Annotated in this window: 20 protein-coding genes; 13 read left to right on the top strand and 7 right to left on the bottom strand. The window is 50.7% G+C overall.

Annotated features, from left to right (window positions below; translation table 11 throughout):
- Positions 1 to 19 precede the first annotated feature (19 nt).
- The gene (locus tag CHM34_RS12540) at positions 20 to 397 is read right to left on the bottom strand and encodes a DUF3899 domain-containing protein (protein ID WP_094264948.1); all 378 of its coding nucleotides are present in this window, start codon (positions 395 to 397) and stop codon (positions 20 to 22) included.
- A 301-nt stretch (positions 398 to 698) separates the two neighbouring features.
- Between CHM34_RS12540 and CHM34_RS12535 the strand changes: the two genes are divergently transcribed.
- The 5 genes from CHM34_RS12535 to CHM34_RS12515 all read left to right on the top strand — a co-directional run bounded on the left by CHM34_RS12535 (position 699) and on the right by CHM34_RS12515 (position 6,612).
- Positions 699 to 2,330: a peptide ABC transporter substrate-binding protein gene (locus CHM34_RS12535; protein ID WP_094264947.1), complete on the top strand. Its 1,632-nt coding sequence runs from the start codon at positions 699 to 701 to the stop codon at positions 2,328 to 2,330.
- A gap of 358 nt (positions 2,331 to 2,688) precedes the next feature.
- A complete protein-coding gene (locus CHM34_RS12530; protein ID WP_141201702.1) occupies positions 2,689 to 3,618 on the top strand; it encodes an ABC transporter permease in 930 nt (309 codons plus the stop codon).
- 6 nt (positions 3,619 to 3,624) lie between these two features.
- A complete protein-coding gene (locus CHM34_RS12525; RefSeq protein ID WP_094264946.1) occupies positions 3,625 to 4,557 on the top strand; it encodes an ABC transporter permease in 933 nt (310 codons plus the stop codon).
- Positions 4,558 to 4,573: 16 nt separating this feature from the next.
- A complete protein-coding gene (locus CHM34_RS12520) occupies positions 4,574 to 5,602 on the top strand; it encodes an ABC transporter ATP-binding protein (protein ID WP_094264945.1) in 1,029 nt (342 codons plus the stop codon).
- A complete protein-coding gene (locus CHM34_RS12515) occupies positions 5,599 to 6,612 on the top strand; it encodes an ABC transporter ATP-binding protein (RefSeq protein ID WP_094264944.1) in 1,014 nt (337 codons plus the stop codon). The genes CHM34_RS12520 and CHM34_RS12515 overlap by 4 nt, the downstream gene beginning before the upstream one ends.
- 262 nt (positions 6,613 to 6,874) lie before the next feature.
- Here the strand turns inward: CHM34_RS12515 and CHM34_RS12510 are convergent, their stop codons facing one another.
- Complete coding sequence (locus CHM34_RS12510) at positions 6,875 to 7,096, bottom strand: NifU family protein (protein ID WP_094264943.1); 222 nt, start codon at positions 7,094 to 7,096, stop codon at positions 6,875 to 6,877.
- Positions 7,097 to 7,382: 286 nt separating this feature from the next.
- Between CHM34_RS12510 and cysK the strand changes: the two genes are divergently transcribed.
- From cysK to CHM34_RS12495, 3 genes are read left to right on the top strand one after another with little or no spacing between them, the layout of a single operon-like run.
- The gene (cysK, locus tag CHM34_RS12505; protein ID WP_094264942.1) at positions 7,383 to 8,309 is read left to right on the top strand and encodes a cysteine synthase A; all 927 of its coding nucleotides are present in this window, start codon (positions 7,383 to 7,385) and stop codon (positions 8,307 to 8,309) included.
- A gap of 3 nt (positions 8,310 to 8,312) precedes the next feature.
- Complete coding sequence (locus CHM34_RS12500) at positions 8,313 to 9,446, top strand: bifunctional cystathionine gamma-lyase/homocysteine desulfhydrase (RefSeq protein WP_094264941.1); 1,134 nt, start codon at positions 8,313 to 8,315, stop codon at positions 9,444 to 9,446.
- 29 nt (positions 9,447 to 9,475) lie between these two features.
- On the top strand, positions 9,476 to 9,808 hold the full coding sequence (locus CHM34_RS12495) for a DUF1462 family protein (protein WP_094264940.1): 333 nt from the start codon (positions 9,476 to 9,478) through the stop codon (positions 9,806 to 9,808).
- Between the two features lie 56 nt (positions 9,809 to 9,864).
- On the opposite strand, the gene srtD is transcribed toward CHM34_RS12495, so the two are convergent.
- A complete protein-coding gene (gene srtD / locus CHM34_RS12490) occupies positions 9,865 to 10,479 on the bottom strand; it encodes a class D sortase, LPxTATN-specific (protein ID WP_094264939.1) in 615 nt (204 codons plus the stop codon).
- Positions 10,480 to 10,644: 165 nt separating this feature from the next.
- Positions 10,645 to 12,030 carry a hypothetical protein gene (locus CHM34_RS12485; RefSeq protein ID WP_094264938.1) on the bottom strand — a complete coding sequence of 462 codons (1,386 nt, stop codon included), beginning with the start codon at positions 12,028 to 12,030 and terminating at the stop codon, positions 10,645 to 10,647.
- A gap of 238 nt (positions 12,031 to 12,268) precedes the next feature.
- Here CHM34_RS12485 and CHM34_RS12480 point away from each other — a divergent pair, with 238 nt between their 5' ends.
- The 5 genes from CHM34_RS12480 to CHM34_RS19580 all read left to right on the top strand — a co-directional run bounded on the left by CHM34_RS12480 (position 12,269) and on the right by CHM34_RS19580 (position 14,447).
- Entirely contained in the window at positions 12,269 to 12,529 is a 261-nt protein-coding gene (locus CHM34_RS12480) for a YuzB family protein (RefSeq protein WP_094264937.1), read from the top strand.
- Between the two features lie 248 nt (positions 12,530 to 12,777).
- Complete coding sequence (locus tag CHM34_RS12475) at positions 12,778 to 13,023, top strand: aspartyl-phosphate phosphatase Spo0E family protein (protein WP_094264936.1); 246 nt, start codon at positions 12,778 to 12,780, stop codon at positions 13,021 to 13,023.
- Between the two features lie 121 nt (positions 13,024 to 13,144).
- Positions 13,145 to 13,501, top strand: coding sequence for a HesB/IscA family protein (locus CHM34_RS12470; RefSeq protein WP_094264935.1), 357 nt, complete (start codon positions 13,145 to 13,147; stop codon positions 13,499 to 13,501).
- A gap of 200 nt (positions 13,502 to 13,701) precedes the next feature.
- On the top strand, positions 13,702 to 14,211 hold the full coding sequence (locus CHM34_RS12465; protein WP_206093802.1) for a DUF2179 domain-containing protein: 510 nt from the start codon (positions 13,702 to 13,704) through the stop codon (positions 14,209 to 14,211).
- 2 nt (positions 14,212 to 14,213) lie between these two features.
- On the top strand, positions 14,214 to 14,447 hold the full coding sequence (locus CHM34_RS19580) for a zinc ribbon domain-containing protein (RefSeq protein ID WP_240512019.1): 234 nt from the start codon (positions 14,214 to 14,216) through the stop codon (positions 14,445 to 14,447).
- Positions 14,448 to 14,515: 68 nt separating this feature from the next.
- Here the strand turns inward: CHM34_RS19580 and CHM34_RS12455 are convergent, their stop codons facing one another.
- The 3 genes from CHM34_RS12455 to CHM34_RS12445 all read right to left on the bottom strand — a co-directional run bounded on the left by CHM34_RS12455 (position 14,516) and on the right by CHM34_RS12445 (position 16,081).
- Positions 14,516 to 14,782 (bottom strand): hypothetical protein, encoded by a 267-nt coding sequence (locus CHM34_RS12455; RefSeq protein ID WP_094264933.1) that lies wholly within the window; start codon positions 14,780 to 14,782, stop codon positions 14,516 to 14,518.
- The gene (locus tag CHM34_RS12450; protein WP_141201701.1) at positions 14,779 to 14,973 is read right to left on the bottom strand and encodes a hypothetical protein; all 195 of its coding nucleotides are present in this window, start codon (positions 14,971 to 14,973) and stop codon (positions 14,779 to 14,781) included. The genes CHM34_RS12455 and CHM34_RS12450 overlap by 4 nt, the downstream gene beginning before the upstream one ends.
- 103 nt (positions 14,974 to 15,076) lie before the next feature.
- Positions 15,077 to 16,081 (bottom strand): NAD(P)/FAD-dependent oxidoreductase, encoded by a 1,005-nt coding sequence (locus tag CHM34_RS12445; RefSeq protein ID WP_094264931.1) that lies wholly within the window; start codon positions 16,079 to 16,081, stop codon positions 15,077 to 15,079.
- Positions 16,082 to 16,681: the final 600 nt, after the last annotated feature.

The raw sequence follows: 16,681 nt of genomic DNA, 5'->3' as shown, positions 1-16,681 counted from the left end.
TGAATCGATCAGCTGAAAATTACAATAATAACCATATTAACACATAAGACAGTGCCGTATCCGCCAGTCCGACGATCAGACAGACGAAGGCGACGGATTTCGCCTGACGCTTTCTTTGTCGATCCCTTTCCTCTTTTCCGGTGCCGTCCAGGGGCTCTTCAAAGCCGTATTCGCTTCGGGATCGGCCGGTGGGCTTCAACTGTTTCAATCCTCGGGCAAAAACGTTAAAAAAGCCGCCACGGATCACCGTATAGGAACCGGCGATCACCAGCAGGATGATTCCTGCTGTAAACAGGTGATTAATCCATTCTACCCATTGGCCTCGTGCCAGAGCATAGGTTGCTCCCAAACTGATCAGAATCAGGACGAAGCACCACAGGGTGCGGTTTTTTAACATCGGTAGTCGGCCTCCCTCTCAAAAAGGCAACGGATTCCCTGTCCGGCGGCGGCTGCCGCGGATCCTTGTTCAGTGTACCGAAACCGTCGCAGGGGTGCAATCTTTTGTTCGGCGGAATTTATGCCTGAGATTTTTCACGGTAAAGGAGTCCCGAAGCTCTTTTCTGCCCGCCTGAATTCATTTATAATGAACAAGGCTTCGTCGTTACCAACGAAGAGAGCCTTGCAATTGATGTCATTTTTTCACTATTCAGGTCGGGGGTGAAAAAAGAAAAATTCAAACATGATTAGGGGGCAAACGGATGAACAAGAGATTCCGTGTCGTTACGGCATTTCTGCTGTCGTTCAGTTTGGTTCTGTCAGCCTGCGGCGGCGTTCAGTCCGGCAGTGGGGAAGATTCGGGTGCCGATAAGGTCCAGAAGCTGAGTATGACGATTCCCGGAGAGCCGCCCACCATGGACTCCGCCAAAGCGACAGACGTGATGTCCTTCGATATTTTGAACAATGTGAAGGAAGGATTGTACCGGCTGGACAAGGATAACAAGCCGGAGCCCGCCATCGCCAGCGGCGTGGATATCAGCGAAGATAAGAAAACCTATATTTTTAACCTGCGTGAAGCGAAGTGGAGCGATGAGGAACCGGTCCGGGCCCAGGATTTCGAGTACGCCTGGAAACGGGCTCTCAACCCGAAGACAGCATCCGAGTATGCCAATATCCTGTTTCCGGTCAAAAACGCTGAGGCGTACAACAGCGGTGATGTTTCCGCCGACAAGGTGGGAGTTGAAGCCGTTGACGAAAAGACCCTCAAAGTGGAACTGGAGGAGCCGACTTCCTATTTTCTGAGTTTGACTTCTTTTGTCACTTATATGCCGCAGCGGAAGGACATCGTAGAGAAGCATGGGAAAAAATACGCTCAAGAAGTGGACAAAATGGTCTATAACGGTCCCTTCGACTTGTCCAAGTGGCAGCACGAGCAAGAGCTGAATCTCAAAAAGAGTGAGACCTACTGGGATCGCAACGCTGTCAAGCTGACGGATGTCACTATGAATATCGTCAAAGACTCCTCCACAGGGGTGAACCTGTACACGTCCGATCAGACTGACATTACCGAGCTCGACAGTGCCTTGGCGGATGCGTTCAAGAAAAGTGCGGAATACACGCCGGTCACTCAATCGAGAAATTACTTTCTCCAGTTCAATACGAAAAATGAATTCCTGTCCAATGAAAAAGTGCGTAAGGCGATCAGCTACGCGATCGACCGGGAAACCCTGATCAAAGAAGTGTTGAAAAACGGATCCAAGCCGGCCTATGCTCTTGTTCCGCCCACGATCTACAGCAGTGACAACAAGATTTTCCGCAAAGAAGGGACCAAAGGGCATCAATACAATCCGTCGGAAGCGAAGCGTCTGCTCAAGGAAGGGATGGACGAGCTGGAATTCACTGAAAAACCGACGCTCACCCTGCTGAGTTATGACGATCACCGGAAACAAGCCGCTGTCTACATCCAAGAGCAGTTGAAGATCAACCTGGGCATGGATGTCAAGATTGATCCTCAGCCGATGAAACAAAAGATCGATCGGGAGGACAATGGAGACTTTGTGGTCACGCTGGCGGGCTGGAAAGCGGATTACAACGACCCGATGTCGTTCCTGGAGATCTTCTCTTCCGATCACCCGATCAATGTCGGCTTCTGGGAAAACAAGAAATATGATCAGCTGATTGAGAAATCGAGGGGTAATTCGGACTATGACAAGCGGAGTGCGGACATGGTCGGGGCAGAAAAGATCGTATTGGAGGAAGCGGCATTGGCGCCGATTTATTATGCAGGGAAGGCTTACCTGCAGAAGCAGTACGTCAAAGATGTCGTCCGTCACCCGATCGGTGCTGAACTGAGCTTGAAATGGGCCTATCTGAAGGGGAAAGGGGAAAAATAAAAGAACTGTACGCTCTTCTGGAAAGGTATCCGCCCATCGGCGGATACCTTTCCATCCTTCTCCTCGCTTTTTTAAATCATTGGCGTGACGTCGTTTTATAAACCGAATGAATCATTTGAAATCAGGGATTCGGGAAGGATTTTGACGAAACAAGTCGAATGGTAGTCCATGAGGAACGGACATTTAGATTTCAACGTTTTCCTCAAGTGCACAGGTCCACACTGTCGAAGTGGGAAAGCAGGGGAGACAGTTTTGCCGCGATAGAAGCTGTCGAAGGTATATGCCCGGTTCGGGACATATACCTTCTGTGTGCTGTCTCTGTTAGTTTTGATTCTTTTGAGAAAGGGGAGTGAAATTTGTGGGGCGATATATTATCCAACGTCTAATTTACATGCTGATTACCATCTGGGTTATCATTACCGTAACCTTTTTCCTCATGCATAATCTTCCGGGATCTCCCCTGAAGAATGAGCACAAAATCCCACCCGAAATCAAGGAAGCGATTTTGAAACAGTACGGGCTGGATCAGCCAGTGCCCGTACAATATCTTCAGTACTTGGGGAACTTGATGACGGGAGATCTCGGAGCCTCTTTCCAGTATAACGGCCGCAGTGTGACGAGTTTGATCATGGAGGGATTCCCCGCCTCGTTGCAGTTGGGGATTCAAGCCATTGTGTTCGGGACGTTGTTCGGTCTTTTCCTGGGTTGTATTGCTGCGTTGAAGCAGGGAACCTGGATGGATAACGCTACGACGGTCATCGCGGTACTGGGTATTTCCGTGCCCAGCTTTGTGATGGCGGCTCTGTTATCTTATTTTGTCGGAGTAAAGTGGGGGATTTTACCTCCGGGCTTGTGGGGGTCATTCGCCCATTCCATTCTTCCTTCTTTGGCTTTGTCCTTTTTGGTGATCGCTACTATCTCCCGTTATATCCGTACGGAGCTCCTGGAAGTTCTGGGTCAGGATTATATGAAAACCGCCAAGGCGAAAGGGTTGAGCCGTTCCACAACAGTGACGCGCCATGCCCTTCGCAATGCGCTCATCCCCGCAGTCACGGTTTTGGGACCGCTCACGGTTCAGTTGATTACCGGTTCTTTGGTCGTGGAAAAAATCTTTTCGGTCCCGGGGATGGGATGGATGTTCGTCAATTCGATCAAGGTGAACGATTACACGGCTATCATGGGTGTCACCATCTTTTACGGCGCCCTGATCGTCCTCAGTATGTTTATCGTCGATCTGTTGTACGGCATGATTGATCCCCGCATTCGCCTGGCGGACGGGAAGGAGTGATCGGAAATGGCGTCATCATCAACGGAAAATCTCACCCCGGAGATGTTTGAACCCGTCGATTCCGACGTGAATGAACAAGAGGCGCTTCGGGGGACGAGGGTCAGTTTTTGGCAAGATGTCTGGTTTCGGTTCCGCAGCAACAAAGGGGCGTTAATCGGAATGCTCCTGATTTTGGCGATCGGTGTGATGGCGATCGTCGGGCCGCTCATGAACTCATATTCCTATTCCGAACAGGATTATAGCGCAACCAACCAGATATTTGCCGGCGATCATTGGTTGGGTACGGATAAGTTCGGGAGGGACTTGTGGACCCGAATTTGGTACGGTGCCGGCATCTCTCTGATCATCGCCTTTTTGGCGGCGGCGATCGATTTGATCATCGGCGTTCCGTACGGATGTATCTCCGGGTATTGCGGAGGAAAAGTGGACAACTGGATGCAGCGAATTATCGAGGTTTTATACGGCATACCCAATCTGATTATGATGATTCTCCTCCTTATATGGTTGGATCGAGGCATTTTCGCCATCGCATTGGCGATGTCGATTACAGGCTGGGTAGCGATGGCCCGTATAGTACGCGGGCAGATCCTGAAAGCGAAAAACCAGGAGTATGTTTTGGCCGCCCGCAGCCTGGGGGCCAGCCATGGCCGCCTGTTGTTGAAGCATATGTTCCCCAATGTGTTGAGTGCGGTGATTGTCACCATTATGTTTACCATTCCGACAGCGATCTTTTTTGAGGCATTTCTCGGCTTTATCGGTCTGGGGATTCGCCCTCCGCAAGCCAGCTTGGGCGTGTTGATCAACGACGGCTTTGAAATGCTCCGCCTTTTCCCTTACCAAATCTTTTACCCAGCGGCGGTTTTATCTTTGTTGATGTTCAGTTTTAACCTGGTTGGCGATGGATTGCGGGACGCGTTGGATCCGAAATTGCGCCGATGAGAGAGGAGGGATTGGTATGAGTGAAGAAAATTTGTTGGAAGTACGAGATTTACATGTTTCCTTTCACACTTACAACGGGGAGGTTCAATCGGTCCGAGGCGTTGATTTCCAGGTGAAAAAAGGGGAAACCCTGGCGATTGTGGGGGAATCAGGCTGCGGGAAAAGTGTTACCTCCCAAAGTATCATGGGTTTGATTCCTCAGCCGCCGGGAAAGATTCGATCCGGTGAAATCTTGTTTGAAGGACGGGATTTGACCCGTTTTTCTGAGAAACAGATGGAGAAGGTGCGGGGAAAAGAAATTGCCATGATCTTCCAAGATCCGATGACCTCGTTAAACCCGACGATGACGGTCGGCCGTCAGATTACGGAGGGGTTGGAGAAGCACCAGCGGCTGGGCAAGGCAGAGGCCCGACAAAAGGCTGTGGAGATGCTCCGTCTGGTGGGAATCCCCAGTCCCGAGTCGAGGATGAACCAGTACCCGCACCATTTTTCCGGGGGGATGCGTCAGCGGGCGATGATCGCCATTGCCTTGGCCTGCGCCCCCAAATTGTTGATCGCTGATGAACCGACGACGGCGTTGGATGTGACGATTCAGGCGCAAATCCTTAACCGGATGAACGATTTGAAAAAGCAGTTGGATACATCGATTATTCTCATCACGCACGATTTGGGTGTCGTTGCTGAAACAGCGGACCGGGTGGCGGTCATGTATGCCGGCAAGGTCGTGGAAACGGGGACGGTGGAAGAGATCTTCAACCGGCCCCGCCATCCCTATACCTGGGGGTTGATGGGATCGGTTCCTCGGCTGGACTTATCCAGCAGGGAAACTCTCCGTCCGATTCCGGGTACTCCGCCGGATCTGCTGCAACCGCCGCAAGGGTGTCCCTTTGCCGGACGGTGTCAATATGCGATGAAAATCTGTAAAACGCAAATGCCGGAAACCACAGAGATTTCCGGTTTCCACCGTACGGCTTGCTGGTTGGAGCATCCGATGTCGCCTGCGGTTACACCACCAAATGAATGGGTAGGAGGAGGTTCCCAATGAGTGTTGCAGAGCCGAAGGTTGAAAAAATTCTCGAATTGGATCAGGTGAAGAAGCATTTTACCATGGGTCGGGGTCAAGTGGTCCAAGCGGTGGATAACATCTCCTTTCACGTGTATCGGGGAGAGACCCTGGGATTGGTCGGAGAATCCGGTTGTGGAAAGTCCACTGTAGGGCGCACCATTATCCGTTTGTACGAGGCCACGGACGGTGAGATCAAGTTTAAAGGACAAAGCACTCGGGATCTTAAAGGGGAAAAACTGAAACAATTCAACCGGGAAATGCAAATGATTTTCCAGGATCCCTACGCCTCCCTGAATCCCCGAATGACGGTGGGGGATATCATTGCCGAAGGGCTGGATATCCACAAAATGGCCAAGGGTCAAGAGCGTCGGGAAAAGGTGATCGATCTGTTGAAAACCGTCGGCCTCAATGAGGAACACGCCGATCGTTTCCCGCATGAGTTTTCCGGCGGTCAGCGGCAGCGGATCGGAATTGCCCGCGCTCTCGCGGTCGATCCTGACTTTATTATTGCCGATGAACCGATTTCGGCCCTGGATGTGTCGATTCAGGCGCAAGTGGTCAATCTGATGAAGAAATTGCAACGCGAAAAGGGATTGACCTATCTCTTTATCGCCCATGATTTATCGATGGTGAAGTATATCAGCGATCGGATCGGTGTCATGTATTTGGGGAACCTGGTGGAGTTGGCGGAGAGTCAGGAACTTTACGACAATCCGTTGCATCCCTATACGGAAGCTCTCCTGTCCGCTGTGCCGATTCCCGATCCCGATTCGAAAGAGAGCGGGGAGCGGATTATCCTGAAGGGGGACGTACCCAGTCCGATTGATCCTCCGAGCGGGTGCCGCTTCCGTACCCGTTGTCCCAAGGCGATGGATGTTTGCGCCCAGGAGGCACCCAAGTGGCGGGAAGTTCGTCCCTTGCATTGGGTCTCCTGTCATCTGTACCAGGAGGAATCCTTAAAAAAAGAAGAGGAAAACAAGGCTGAATAATCTTACCCATTTTTTGGGTAAGCGTTATCATCCATGGGGTTCCGAGTGCCCCTTTCAGGCCACTTTGATCTTTACATGCTCACGCAAAGGATCTAAGACGGCCTACCACCCTGCCCAACTTGGGCCTTAGGATCAAAAAGCCCCCCGCTTACGGCGGGGGGCTTTTTGATGGGCCGTCCGCAGTGAAAAAGCGCAAACAAAAAAGCCGTCTGTTTCAAAAAGAAGACGGCTTTTTATGATCGAGACCGGCTTACGACTCGGTTTACATGACTTGCTCTACTTCGGTGATTCCGGGGACTTCTTCCATCAAAGCGCGCTCGATCCCGGCTTTCAGGGTGATGGTGGAGCTGGGGCAGCTTCCGCAGGCTCCGAGAAGCCGAACCCGAACAATGCCCTCTTCCACTTCGACCAGTTCCACATCTCCGCCGTCCCGTTGAATAAAGGGACGCAGTTTATCTAATACTTCCTGCACTTGCTCTTCCATGGAAAATGACTCCTTTCGTCCAAGGGTGCCCAATGACAACCTATGACTCTAAACACATTGTAGACACTTTCGATATTCAAATCAATCCGGTTATGAACCATCGCTTGGATCCAATATCGGAAAGGTTCTTATTCCCATTATATAAGATTTTCCCCGAATTGTCCCGGTACCTGCGGAAAAAGCGGTTCCGGAATTCCTCCCGCTGATTTTCCACGGGATCGCGTTCATGGTAAGATAAACATGTACAAGGAAGGGTATTATGATGGTGGAAGAGGGATAAACGGTCATGAAGCAGGTTTATGAGGATATAAAAGATTTAATCGGTACCACTCCCATCGTTCGGATCAAAGATTTTGATCTGCCGGAGGGAGTACGGATCTATGCCAAACTGGAATCCTTTAATCCCGGCGGTAGCGTGAAGGACCGGCTGGGGGTCGCTCTGATCCGAGATGCGGAAAAGAAAGGTCGTTTAAAACCCGGCGGGACGATTATCGAACCGACAGCGGGAAATACCGGGATCGGTCTGGCCTTGGCCGCTATTGGAACCGGTTACCGGGTGATCTTTGTGGTTCCGGAGCGCTTCTCGGAGGAGAAACAGGAGCTGATGCGGGCTCTGGGAGCCGAAGTGGTTCATACACCGACAGATAAGGGAATGAAAGGGGCCATTGCCGAGGCGCAAAGGCTGGAAAAGGAAATCGAGGGTTCCTTTTGTCCGCAGCAGTTTGGCAATCCGGCCAATCCGGAGGCCCACTATCAGTGGACGGGTCCGGAGATCTGGGAGCAGATGGACGGACAGGTGGACATTTTTGTGGCCGGAGCCGGTTCCGGAGGCACTTTTATGGGAGTATCCCGATATTTGAAAGAAAAGAATCCGGATGTGAAAACGGTCATCGTAGAGCCCCAGGGCTCCATTATCGGGGGCGGCGAACCGGGTCCTCATAAAGTGGAGGGAATCGGGATGGAGTTTTTGCCCGATTATATGGATTCATCTTATTTTGATGCCATTCACACGATTGGGGACGATGACGCCTTCCGGATGGTCAGGGAATTGTCCCGCCGGGAAGGATTGCTGGCGGCCAGCTCTTCGGGGGCGGCTTTTTGTGCCGCTCTGCGGGAAGCGCAGTCGGCCCGGCCCGGCACCCGAATTGTCGTAGTCTTTCCGGACAGCAGTGATCGCTATCTGAGTCAAAACATTTACCGAGAGGGGGAGTGACGCATGCGAATCGATACCAAACTGATTCACGGCGGCGTTTTCGGCGACGAGGAGACGGGAGCTGTCAGTGTACCGATTTACCAAGTTTCCACTTACCGACAAGAGGCCATCGGCAAACATAAGGGCTATGAATACTCCCGTACGGGCAATCCGACCCGGGCCGCGCTGGAGGCCTTGATTGCCGAGCTGGAAAACGGAACCGGCGGTCTGGCGTTTTCCTCCGGAATGGCCGCAATCTCCACGGTGCTCTCCTTGTACAGTCAAGGGGACCATTTGGTCGTGGGAGATGATATTTACGGAGGGACCTACCGCGTGTTGAGCCGTGTGTTTAACCGTTTGGGAATTGAGGCCACCTATGTGGACACCAGCCGGTTGGATCAAGTGAAAGAGGCGATTCGCCCTCATACGCGGGCGGTCTATATGGAAACCCCGAGCAATCCGCTTCTCAAAGTGACGGATATCGAGGGGTTGGCGGATATTTGCCGGGAAAAGAATCTGCATCTGATCGTGGACAATACGTTCCTCACCCCCTATTGGCAAAATCCGCTCGACTTGGGGGCGGACATCGTGGTGCACAGTGCGACGAAATATCTCGGAGGCCACAGCGATGTGGTTGCAGGGCTGATCGCTGTCAAAGATGAGGATCTGGGGGAGGAGTTGCATTTTCTGCAAAACTCCATCGGCGGGATTTTACCCCCTCATGATTCCTGGTTGTTGATGCGGGGGATGAAAACCCTGGGACTCCGGATGCGCCAGCATGAAGCTACGGCGGCTCGATTGGCGGAATGGCTGGCTCGCCGGGGCGACATCGCTTCCGTTTATTATCCGGGCCTGACGGATCATCCCGGCCATGAGACGGCTTCCCGGCAAGCCCGGGGATTCGGCGGCATGATCTCCTTTGATGTCGGCAGTGCCGAGCGGGCGGAGCAAGTGTTGGAACGTACCCGGTACTTTACTCTGGCGGAAAGCCTCGGAGCGGTAGAAAGCCTGATTTCGGTACCGGCCCGTATGACCCATGCCTCCATTCCCTACGAGCGCCGGGAGGAATTGGGGATTACTGAAGGATTGATCCGCGTATCCGTCGGTGTGGAAGATGTGGAAGATTTATTGGAAGACCTCGATCAAGCGCTTCGATAAAACAGAAACCAAAGGGGGAGGATGTCGGGATGAAGACTCCGGTGGAAGTCCGCGTATATGGTGCCGAAGAGCTTTGCGCCAGTTGTGTCAATCTGCCTTCCGCCCAGGAGACCGCTTCTTGGCTGGAGGCGGCTTTGTGCCGAAAATACGGCCGGCAGGTTTGCATCCGTTATATCGACATCCATCAACCCGAAGGGGAGGAGGAGGCCGCCTTTTCCCGCCGGGTGATCGATGAAGAGATGTGGTATCCCGTGGTTGAAATCGATGGGGATATTGTCGGGGAAGGAAACCCCCGGCTGAAAACGATCCAAAATAAGTTGGAGACAATGGGGCTGAAGCCAGTGACGACTGTGAATCGGTAGCCCGAAGATCAAACAGCCTCCGCACTCGGAATTCCAGTGCGGAGGCTGTTTGACGTTTATGAGTCCGAATTCTTTTTACTCTCGATTAAGTCCGCCCGAATGATATACCGTTCCGGTGCACTTCCGACCAGGTTAAACGGATAACAGGTGATCAAGGACATGTCCGGTTGGTCGTGGGCAACGATCACACTCCGATCATCCTTGTCGACAATGAACGTTTTGCGGATTTGATAGGTGTGTGTATAACCCTTCATTTTGACATAAATCTTATCGCCTTTTTTCAGTTCTCCGGCGCGGCGGAATGTGGTTTCCCGGTGACCGGCGAGGACGGAGTGTCCGCTTTCGCCCGGGAGAACGGTGCCGTAGCCGATGTATTGGCCCACCCCTTTGGACAGTTGAGGATCATCGGTTCCGTATATAATGGGGAGGGCGGCTCCGATTCGGGGAATGACCAGCTCTCCGATCTGATCCCCTTTCTCCGGTTTAAACGATAGATCGGTCCCTTTCTCCTTGGAAGGCTCCTTTTCCCGGTTATTCCAATCTTCCGCGATCGCCATCGCCAGTTCCGGGTCTTTAACGGCGATGTGGATTTGATCCCACCACTGATAAGCGTTATAAGCGACCATGGAACCGCCGATAAGGATGAGGGAAACGGCAAGGGTTCGGATCACGAAAGTTCGACCTCCTGATGGGGGTGTTCCAATTTTTTGAACATGCCTATCTTATCACGGGTTGAATCGGGTGACAACCAGTTTGATTGGGACAACCGGTTTGAATGATTCTTTCGCAGAGAAACAACCCCGCGCGGATCGTGCGCAGGGTTGTTTCGTCCTGACTTATGATTTCATGAATGTTTTGCGCAGAACGTAGAGGACGACCCCGAGTAAAGCGATACCACTGCCGATCAGTACTCCCCAGGGATAGTTGGTGGAAGTGTCCGGCATATTGGCTCCATTTTTGATTTCGTCGGAGGTTTCCCGATCCTTCTCTTTGCCGGGATCCGTATCTTTTCCGTCATCCGGTCGTTCGCCGTTGTCGGGGACGGTGATGCAGGGGGAGTCTTTGTCTAATCGGATATGATCGACGTCATAGAGATTGACGGTGCCGCCTTCTGCGGATCCTTTGTAATCGACGAGAATGTCATAGCTTCCGGGTTCGAGATCTTTTTTGGGGAAAGTGGTACTGTATTGGTCTCCGTCCACTTTTCCGGATTGATGCCGTTCCTCCGTGGAACCGACGAGGTCGATCACCCAGTTGCCGCTGGCTTCCTCTGTTCCAACCACCTCGGTGTTTACCTGAAGGCCTTTTTCGGAACAAGTGGTCTTGACATCTATATTGACGGCTTTGAGTACATAGTCGGTTTCCACACGGATTTTTTCTCCGTCAGATTTACCAAGGAATTCAACCGTGGCTACATAGCGCTGACCGGGTTTGACATTCGCTCCGATCACGGCTTCCTGGGAAGTTCCTTTCGTATCTTTCAGCACTTTTTCCTTTCCGTTCAGTTTAAATGTCCACCGACCGGACGCATTTTCGGAGTTTGGGAGGTCGGCTTTCAGCAAAACCCCCTGATGGACAAAGCCGTGACCGATATCCAGATTGTTCGTGCCGGGTTCTTCCGGTACAACAAACGTATCTGCCGTGGACAGGTGGACGGACTGACCCTTTATTTTGCCGTTGAAGGTGATATCGATCAAGTGTGCGGATCCGGGATAGTTGCGCTTCAGTTGAAACGATTCCTGTTGTTGGGGGCTCCATCCCTTGCGCGATTTTTTGACACCGTCCACCTCAAAAGTCCAGGACCCCTTGGCGTAACGTTCTTTCATGCCGGAGATAGAGGCTTTGACATAAAGGATATCGTTCTTTTGTTCGTATTCCATTTTTAATTCGTAATCGGCCGGGGCTTCTTCCTCGTTTTCTCCGTCTTCTTCATCACCGCGCTTGGGCTCCTGCTGGGGATTGTCAGGTTCCTTCTGTCCGTCTTCCGGAGGTTCCACAGGGGTTGTAACAGGTGGTTTTTTCTCAACCGGATCTTCCTTAGCAGGCTTTTCTTCGACCGGCTTTTCAGGTTCTGTAGGCCTAGCCGTTTCCTCTTCATCCGCAGGTTGTTGATCCTCCGGGATTTGGATTCCGTTGTCCGGTGTATCCGACGCCTGGACAATACCCGTGGGAATCCATGAAAACATCAGAACAAACACCAGTAGATAAGTAAACTTTTTCAAAGCTCCTTCTCCCCTCTTTCCCTATGTAGTACATTTCGCCCATGCAAGAATATTTTATCCTTTTGATTTCGTGGAATCAATAGGTATCATGGCTATTAATTTCCAATAAAGAAAAAGTGCTTCTATTGCCTTGCACCTTTTCCCGCGGGGTTTTTGGAAACGGGGATTACGAGGTATAATACAGAAAAACCGTTTTATGATTCATGGGAGAAAATCATTGAGTATGGAGTGACTTGGGATGCGACCCATGGTTGAATTTTGTATAAACCGTCTGACGCCGGACGTTGAAGAGATAAAAGAGGAATTGGAACTCGATCCGGAAGTGGATGTTCTGGAAAACAGCTGTTTGGGGAACTGTGAGGTTTGTGCGCAAATCCCCTATGCGATGGTGAATGGAGATATCGTGACCGGAGAAACGGCGGAGAAGCTGTCCGAAAACATCCGTCAAGCGATCAAGGATTATCAAAAAGAGATGGAAGACCTTTTCGATCTACTCTGAGAAGATGATTTGCGGGGCCGGTTACGGTCCTTTTTTTATGGAATCAACCCCCTTATCCATCCATACGCTTGCTCTATGGAGGTTCGATAAAAAAGAGTACAAATAAATGTTATATAAGTCCTTTGGAGTAATTTCGTAACATAATAAGATTAAGTTGATAAATTTGTGTTTCCCAGAAAGGCAAAATTGGGTATGATCAATTTAATCAAAAAAGAAAGTAGGGCGAACGAGTGTTGGGGGGAGACTCCATGATGGGACGAAAGCAACTGGAGCGCGAGATAGAGAAGGTACGTAAAAGGATGGAACAAAAGGCGGCGGAACTCGGATTGAGCCATCCTTCTGTAATCCGGATCAGCCAACGGTTGGACGAGCTGCATAACCAGTGGAATCGTTTCCACCGGATCGAGACAAAACATTTTAAAGAAGAACGCGGGGTTTATATCATTCGCCGTTATACCTCCAAAATTCGGGAAGTAGCGGTCGGACGAATCTGATCCTGTTCCCTTTTGAAAACGGGCTGGACCAAGGGATCGGTTGTATCGCTTTCGACTCCCCTGTATAATTTAAAGTAAGAAGGGCATTTCGTCCGTTCATGCCGCTTAAGGAGGGATACGCGTGATCCACTTGACTGAACAGGCTGGATACAAAGTTCAGGAAATGATGAAAGACGAGGAACAGCCCGAAAACCTGTACCTCCGTGTCGGTGTCAAAGGCGGGGGGTGCAGCGGATTCACCTATAGCATGGGTTTTGATGACAATAAGACGGAAAATGATCGCGAGCTGGCTTTTCACGGAATCCGGGTCCTTATCAATAAAGATGATGAGAAATTGATCAAGGGTCTGGAGATCGACTACAAGGAATCCTTGATGGGCGGAGGATTTACCATCCACAACCCCAATGCCATCGCCACCTGCGGCTGCGGTACTTCCTTCAAGACAGCCACAGATGCAGGTTCGCCGGAGAAGTGCTGACATTTCTCTAGACGTTGAAACACGATAAAATGTTGCAGTGATGTTTTCTGCGTCTCCCGAGGGTAACTCCCAAGGGAGGCGTTTTATGTTTTTACTTTGTAAAAAATGGGTCTTCCCCGCAGGTACTCCGTGTTGTATGATGTGGTGAGGAATTTTTACCATGAGGATCTAGCAGAGATTCTTGGCGGGGAGGAATCATGATGGGTGTACTGCTCTTTATATTTTTTATACAAATCGCCTATGTGACGGTATCGACGCTCCGCCTGATTATGATGATGAAGGGAAACGCCAAACTAGCTTCGATCATCAGCTTCGGTGAAGTGTTCATTTACATGTTGGGACTGGCGACTGTGCTGGAAAACATGGATAGCTGGTACAATCTGGTGATCTATTGTTTCGGTTTTGCCCTCGGGGTGTATACCGGATCCCTGATCGAAGAGCGGTTGGCGATGGGATATGTAACGGTACAGGTCATCACCCGGAAAGAGGACTCCGATATGCCGCAGCAGCTTCGAAACTTCGGATTCGGGGTCACTTCCTGGTTGGGTGAAGGTTTAAGCGGAGAACGCCTGGTTTTAATGGTTTTGACCAAGCGGAAAAGGCAAAAAGAACTGGTCAGCCGGGTGAAAGAGATCGACCCTCACGCTTTTGTCGTTTCCTCGGAACCGAAGACTTTTGTCGGAGGGTTTTGGCTTGGTCGCACGCAATAGGAATGAGATCAGCGCTGTCCATCGGATGGCGCTTTTTTTATATCTTTGCGAGCGAGAAAACCTCTAGCTTCAGCCTTTGTTCCTGCTGCGGGAATAGAAACAGAGACGTAAAAAATCTGAACCTGAGATATTGGATATGCCCAGAATGTGGTGTTCATTACGATCGGGACATCAACGCCGCCAAAAACATTCTGCAAGAAGGTTTAAGAGTCATCGCCGTGGGGCCCACGGTTTGAGTTTGGTTCATTTTTCCCGGTTGCGGGAGATTACCCAAGAATCCCCTGCCTTTAGGCATGGGGAGTGGTCAAAGAAGAATCTCCGCCACCATCATCAGTTGGTCATGACCGCAATTTCGACAGTACAGTGTGTGGGGACACTGGTGAGTGTCCAGATCCGGATAGCCGTCGGTCCGTTTGAGATCATCGATGGGACGGTAGGGACTGTAGTCGGCCAACAGGTCCAAAAACCGCCCTCTGTCCTCCATCATTTCCCCGCATTGTGGACAAAGCATATTCAGCCCCTCAAAACCGTTGCAAACCGGACATCCCTTTGAAGGATTTGCGGCGGTCATCGTCTGTTCTCCCATTCCGGAAGGATCAGATAAGTGACCAGCAGCAGAAAAGCCATGACGGCTCCCACTGCACCGTAATAGGCCTCATTTCCTTGTCCCCGGCTTCCGAAGTATATGAGAGAAGGGATACCGATGGTGGCCGCAGTCATTAAAATATGGTACATGGCTGTTGCATAGATACGGGATCGCATGAAGATCATCCCCCGATTGGAGAAGTTTGATCTTATTTTTTCACGTGAGGACGGAATCATGCGACGAAATAAAATCCCTCCCGAAAAGGGAGGGGTTGGTGTATTACAGGTTCATATTGGAACTGTGACCGGGTTGGAGGCGGGCTTTGGGATCGATGTACTGTTTGGCGTTGTTGACGGCGGTGGGGGCTTCCCCGAAACCGACGGCAATCAGCTTTACCTTGCCCGGGTAGGTGGCGATGTCCCCGGCGGCATAGATCCCGGGAATGTTGGTTTCCATCCGGGAATTGACGTTGATCGATCCTTTTTCGATATCCAGTCCCCACTCCTTGATCGGGCCGAGGGTGGAAACAAAACCAAAGCTGACGATCAAGGCATCCACATCCAACTCTTCTACGACTCCGGTCTTTCGGTCGCCGATGGTGACCTTCTCTATACGTTCCTCGCCGGAGAGGGACAGAATCTCCCGCGGTGTGATCACTTGTACGCTGGATTGCTTCATCTGATCGACACTGGTTTCGTGGGCGCGGAATTTGTCCCGGCGGTGGATCACCGTCACCTGCTTGGTGATGGGTTCCAACATATTGGCCCAGTCAACGGCGGAATCACCGCCGCCGGCGATCAGGACGTTTTTACCGGCAAATTGTTGCAGATCCTTTACGAAATAAAAAAGGTTTTTCCCTTCATATTTCTCCGAGCCGGGTATTTTCAGCTTGCGGGGTTCAAAAGCGCCGCAACCAGCGGTGATGATGATCGTTTTGCTGTAGTGATGTTGTTTATCGGTAATAATCTCAAAGAGACCTTCGTCATTTTTTTCGACACGGTGTACTTTCTCATCGACACAAAACTCGGGTTGAAAAAGATTGCTCTGCTCCACCAGGTTGTCAACCAGTTCCTGAGCCCGTACTTTCGGGAAACCGGCAACATCGTAAATATATTTTTCAGGGTAAAGGGCAGAGAGCTGGCCGCCGAGTTGGGGCAGGCTCTCGATCACCTTTACCGAGGACTTTCGCATCCCGGCGTAAAACGCGGCAAAAAGCCCGGTAGGTCCGCCGCCGATGATTGTGATGTCTTTAACCTCTCCATCGCGTAACGTGTCAACTGACATAAGCCGCACCTCCAAATTCAGTTCACAATCTTGTAGTCTGAGCAGGGGGCCGTGAAGATTCCCATTCTATGATTGAAAACGGACGATCGTGGAATCATGCGTTGCTGGCAAACGGTGACTCAATCATCGATGATGATACCCGAATGATAACACAGACTCGTTGATCGAGCACCGTTTTCCTTAGACAAAACTTCAACACTTATCTTCCAGGAAAACAATCGGATTTTGTGCACAAGTTCACCACCTTAAAATCCTTAAAAGTCTTTTTTATTCTGAATGAAGGATCGTTTATATATGATTTAGAAAAATTACGACAAAAATCGGTCCTTCATCCGGATGAGCAGAAAGTTTTTTGTCCTTTCCATTGTTCATTGTATAGTTAATTCTTGTCATCCCTCAAGGGGGTTTATTGGGAAAAATCCCTGTTTATAAACGGCTGAAGCATCGCTTGTGATATGCTTCACTGACAGGGTTTCGGATAAGGAAAGGGGTTGTGAGAGAGACTGTTCAACAAAGAGACCCCTTGTCAAATGATAAGGAAAATCATATCATGGTTTATAGTGTCCTATTCGGTCTTATATTGTGATTTCTTTAACATAA

Origin of the sequence: Paludifilum halophilum (genome assembly GCF_002245355.1) — a bacterium.
GTDB classification, from domain to species: domain Bacteria; phylum Bacillota; class Bacilli; order Thermoactinomycetales; family DSM-45169; genus Paludifilum; species Paludifilum halophilum.
Note: the sequence above shows the minus strand (reverse complement) of the source record. Positions and strands in the feature narration are given on the sequence as shown.

Bases quoted from the DNA above. Each gene is read 5' to 3' on its own strand.
- CHM34_RS12540 (WP_094264948.1), bottom strand. From the start codon at position 397: ATGTTAAAAAACCGCACCCTGTGGTGCTTCGTCCTGATTCTGATCAGT.
- CHM34_RS12535 (WP_094264947.1), top strand. From the start codon at position 699: ATGAACAAGAGATTCCGTGTCGTTACGGCATTTCTGCTGTCGTTCAGT.
- CHM34_RS12525 (WP_094264946.1), top strand. From the start codon at position 3,625: ATGGCGTCATCATCAACGGAAAATCTCACCCCGGAGATGTTTGAACCC.
- CHM34_RS12520 (WP_094264945.1), top strand. From the start codon at position 4,574: ATGAGTGAAGAAAATTTGTTGGAAGTACGAGATTTACATGTTTCCTTT.
- CHM34_RS12515 (WP_094264944.1), top strand. From the start codon at position 5,599: ATGAGTGTTGCAGAGCCGAAGGTTGAAAAAATTCTCGAATTGGATCAG.
- CHM34_RS12510 (WP_094264943.1), bottom strand. From the start codon at position 7,096: ATGGAAGAGCAAGTGCAGGAAGTATTAGATAAACTGCGTCCCTTTATT.
- cysK (WP_094264942.1), top strand. From the start codon at position 7,383: ATGAAGCAGGTTTATGAGGATATAAAAGATTTAATCGGTACCACTCCC.
- CHM34_RS12500 (WP_094264941.1), top strand. From the start codon at position 8,313: ATGCGAATCGATACCAAACTGATTCACGGCGGCGTTTTCGGCGACGAG.
- CHM34_RS12495 (WP_094264940.1), top strand. From the start codon at position 9,476: ATGAAGACTCCGGTGGAAGTCCGCGTATATGGTGCCGAAGAGCTTTGC.
- CHM34_RS12480 (WP_094264937.1), top strand. From the start codon at position 12,269: ATGCGACCCATGGTTGAATTTTGTATAAACCGTCTGACGCCGGACGTT.
- CHM34_RS12475 (WP_094264936.1), top strand. From the start codon at position 12,778: ATGATGGGACGAAAGCAACTGGAGCGCGAGATAGAGAAGGTACGTAAA.
- CHM34_RS12465 (WP_206093802.1), top strand. From the start codon at position 13,702: ATGGGTGTACTGCTCTTTATATTTTTTATACAAATCGCCTATGTGACG.
- CHM34_RS19580 (WP_240512019.1), top strand. From the start codon at position 14,214: ATGAGATCAGCGCTGTCCATCGGATGGCGCTTTTTTTATATCTTTGCG.
- CHM34_RS12455 (WP_094264933.1), bottom strand. From the start codon at position 14,782: ATGACCGCCGCAAATCCTTCAAAGGGATGTCCGGTTTGCAACGGTTTT.
- CHM34_RS12450 (WP_141201701.1), bottom strand. From the start codon at position 14,973: ATGCGATCCCGTATCTATGCAACAGCCATGTACCATATTTTAATGACT.
- CHM34_RS12445 (WP_094264931.1), bottom strand. From the start codon at position 16,081: ATGTCAGTTGACACGTTACGCGATGGAGAGGTTAAAGACATCACAATC.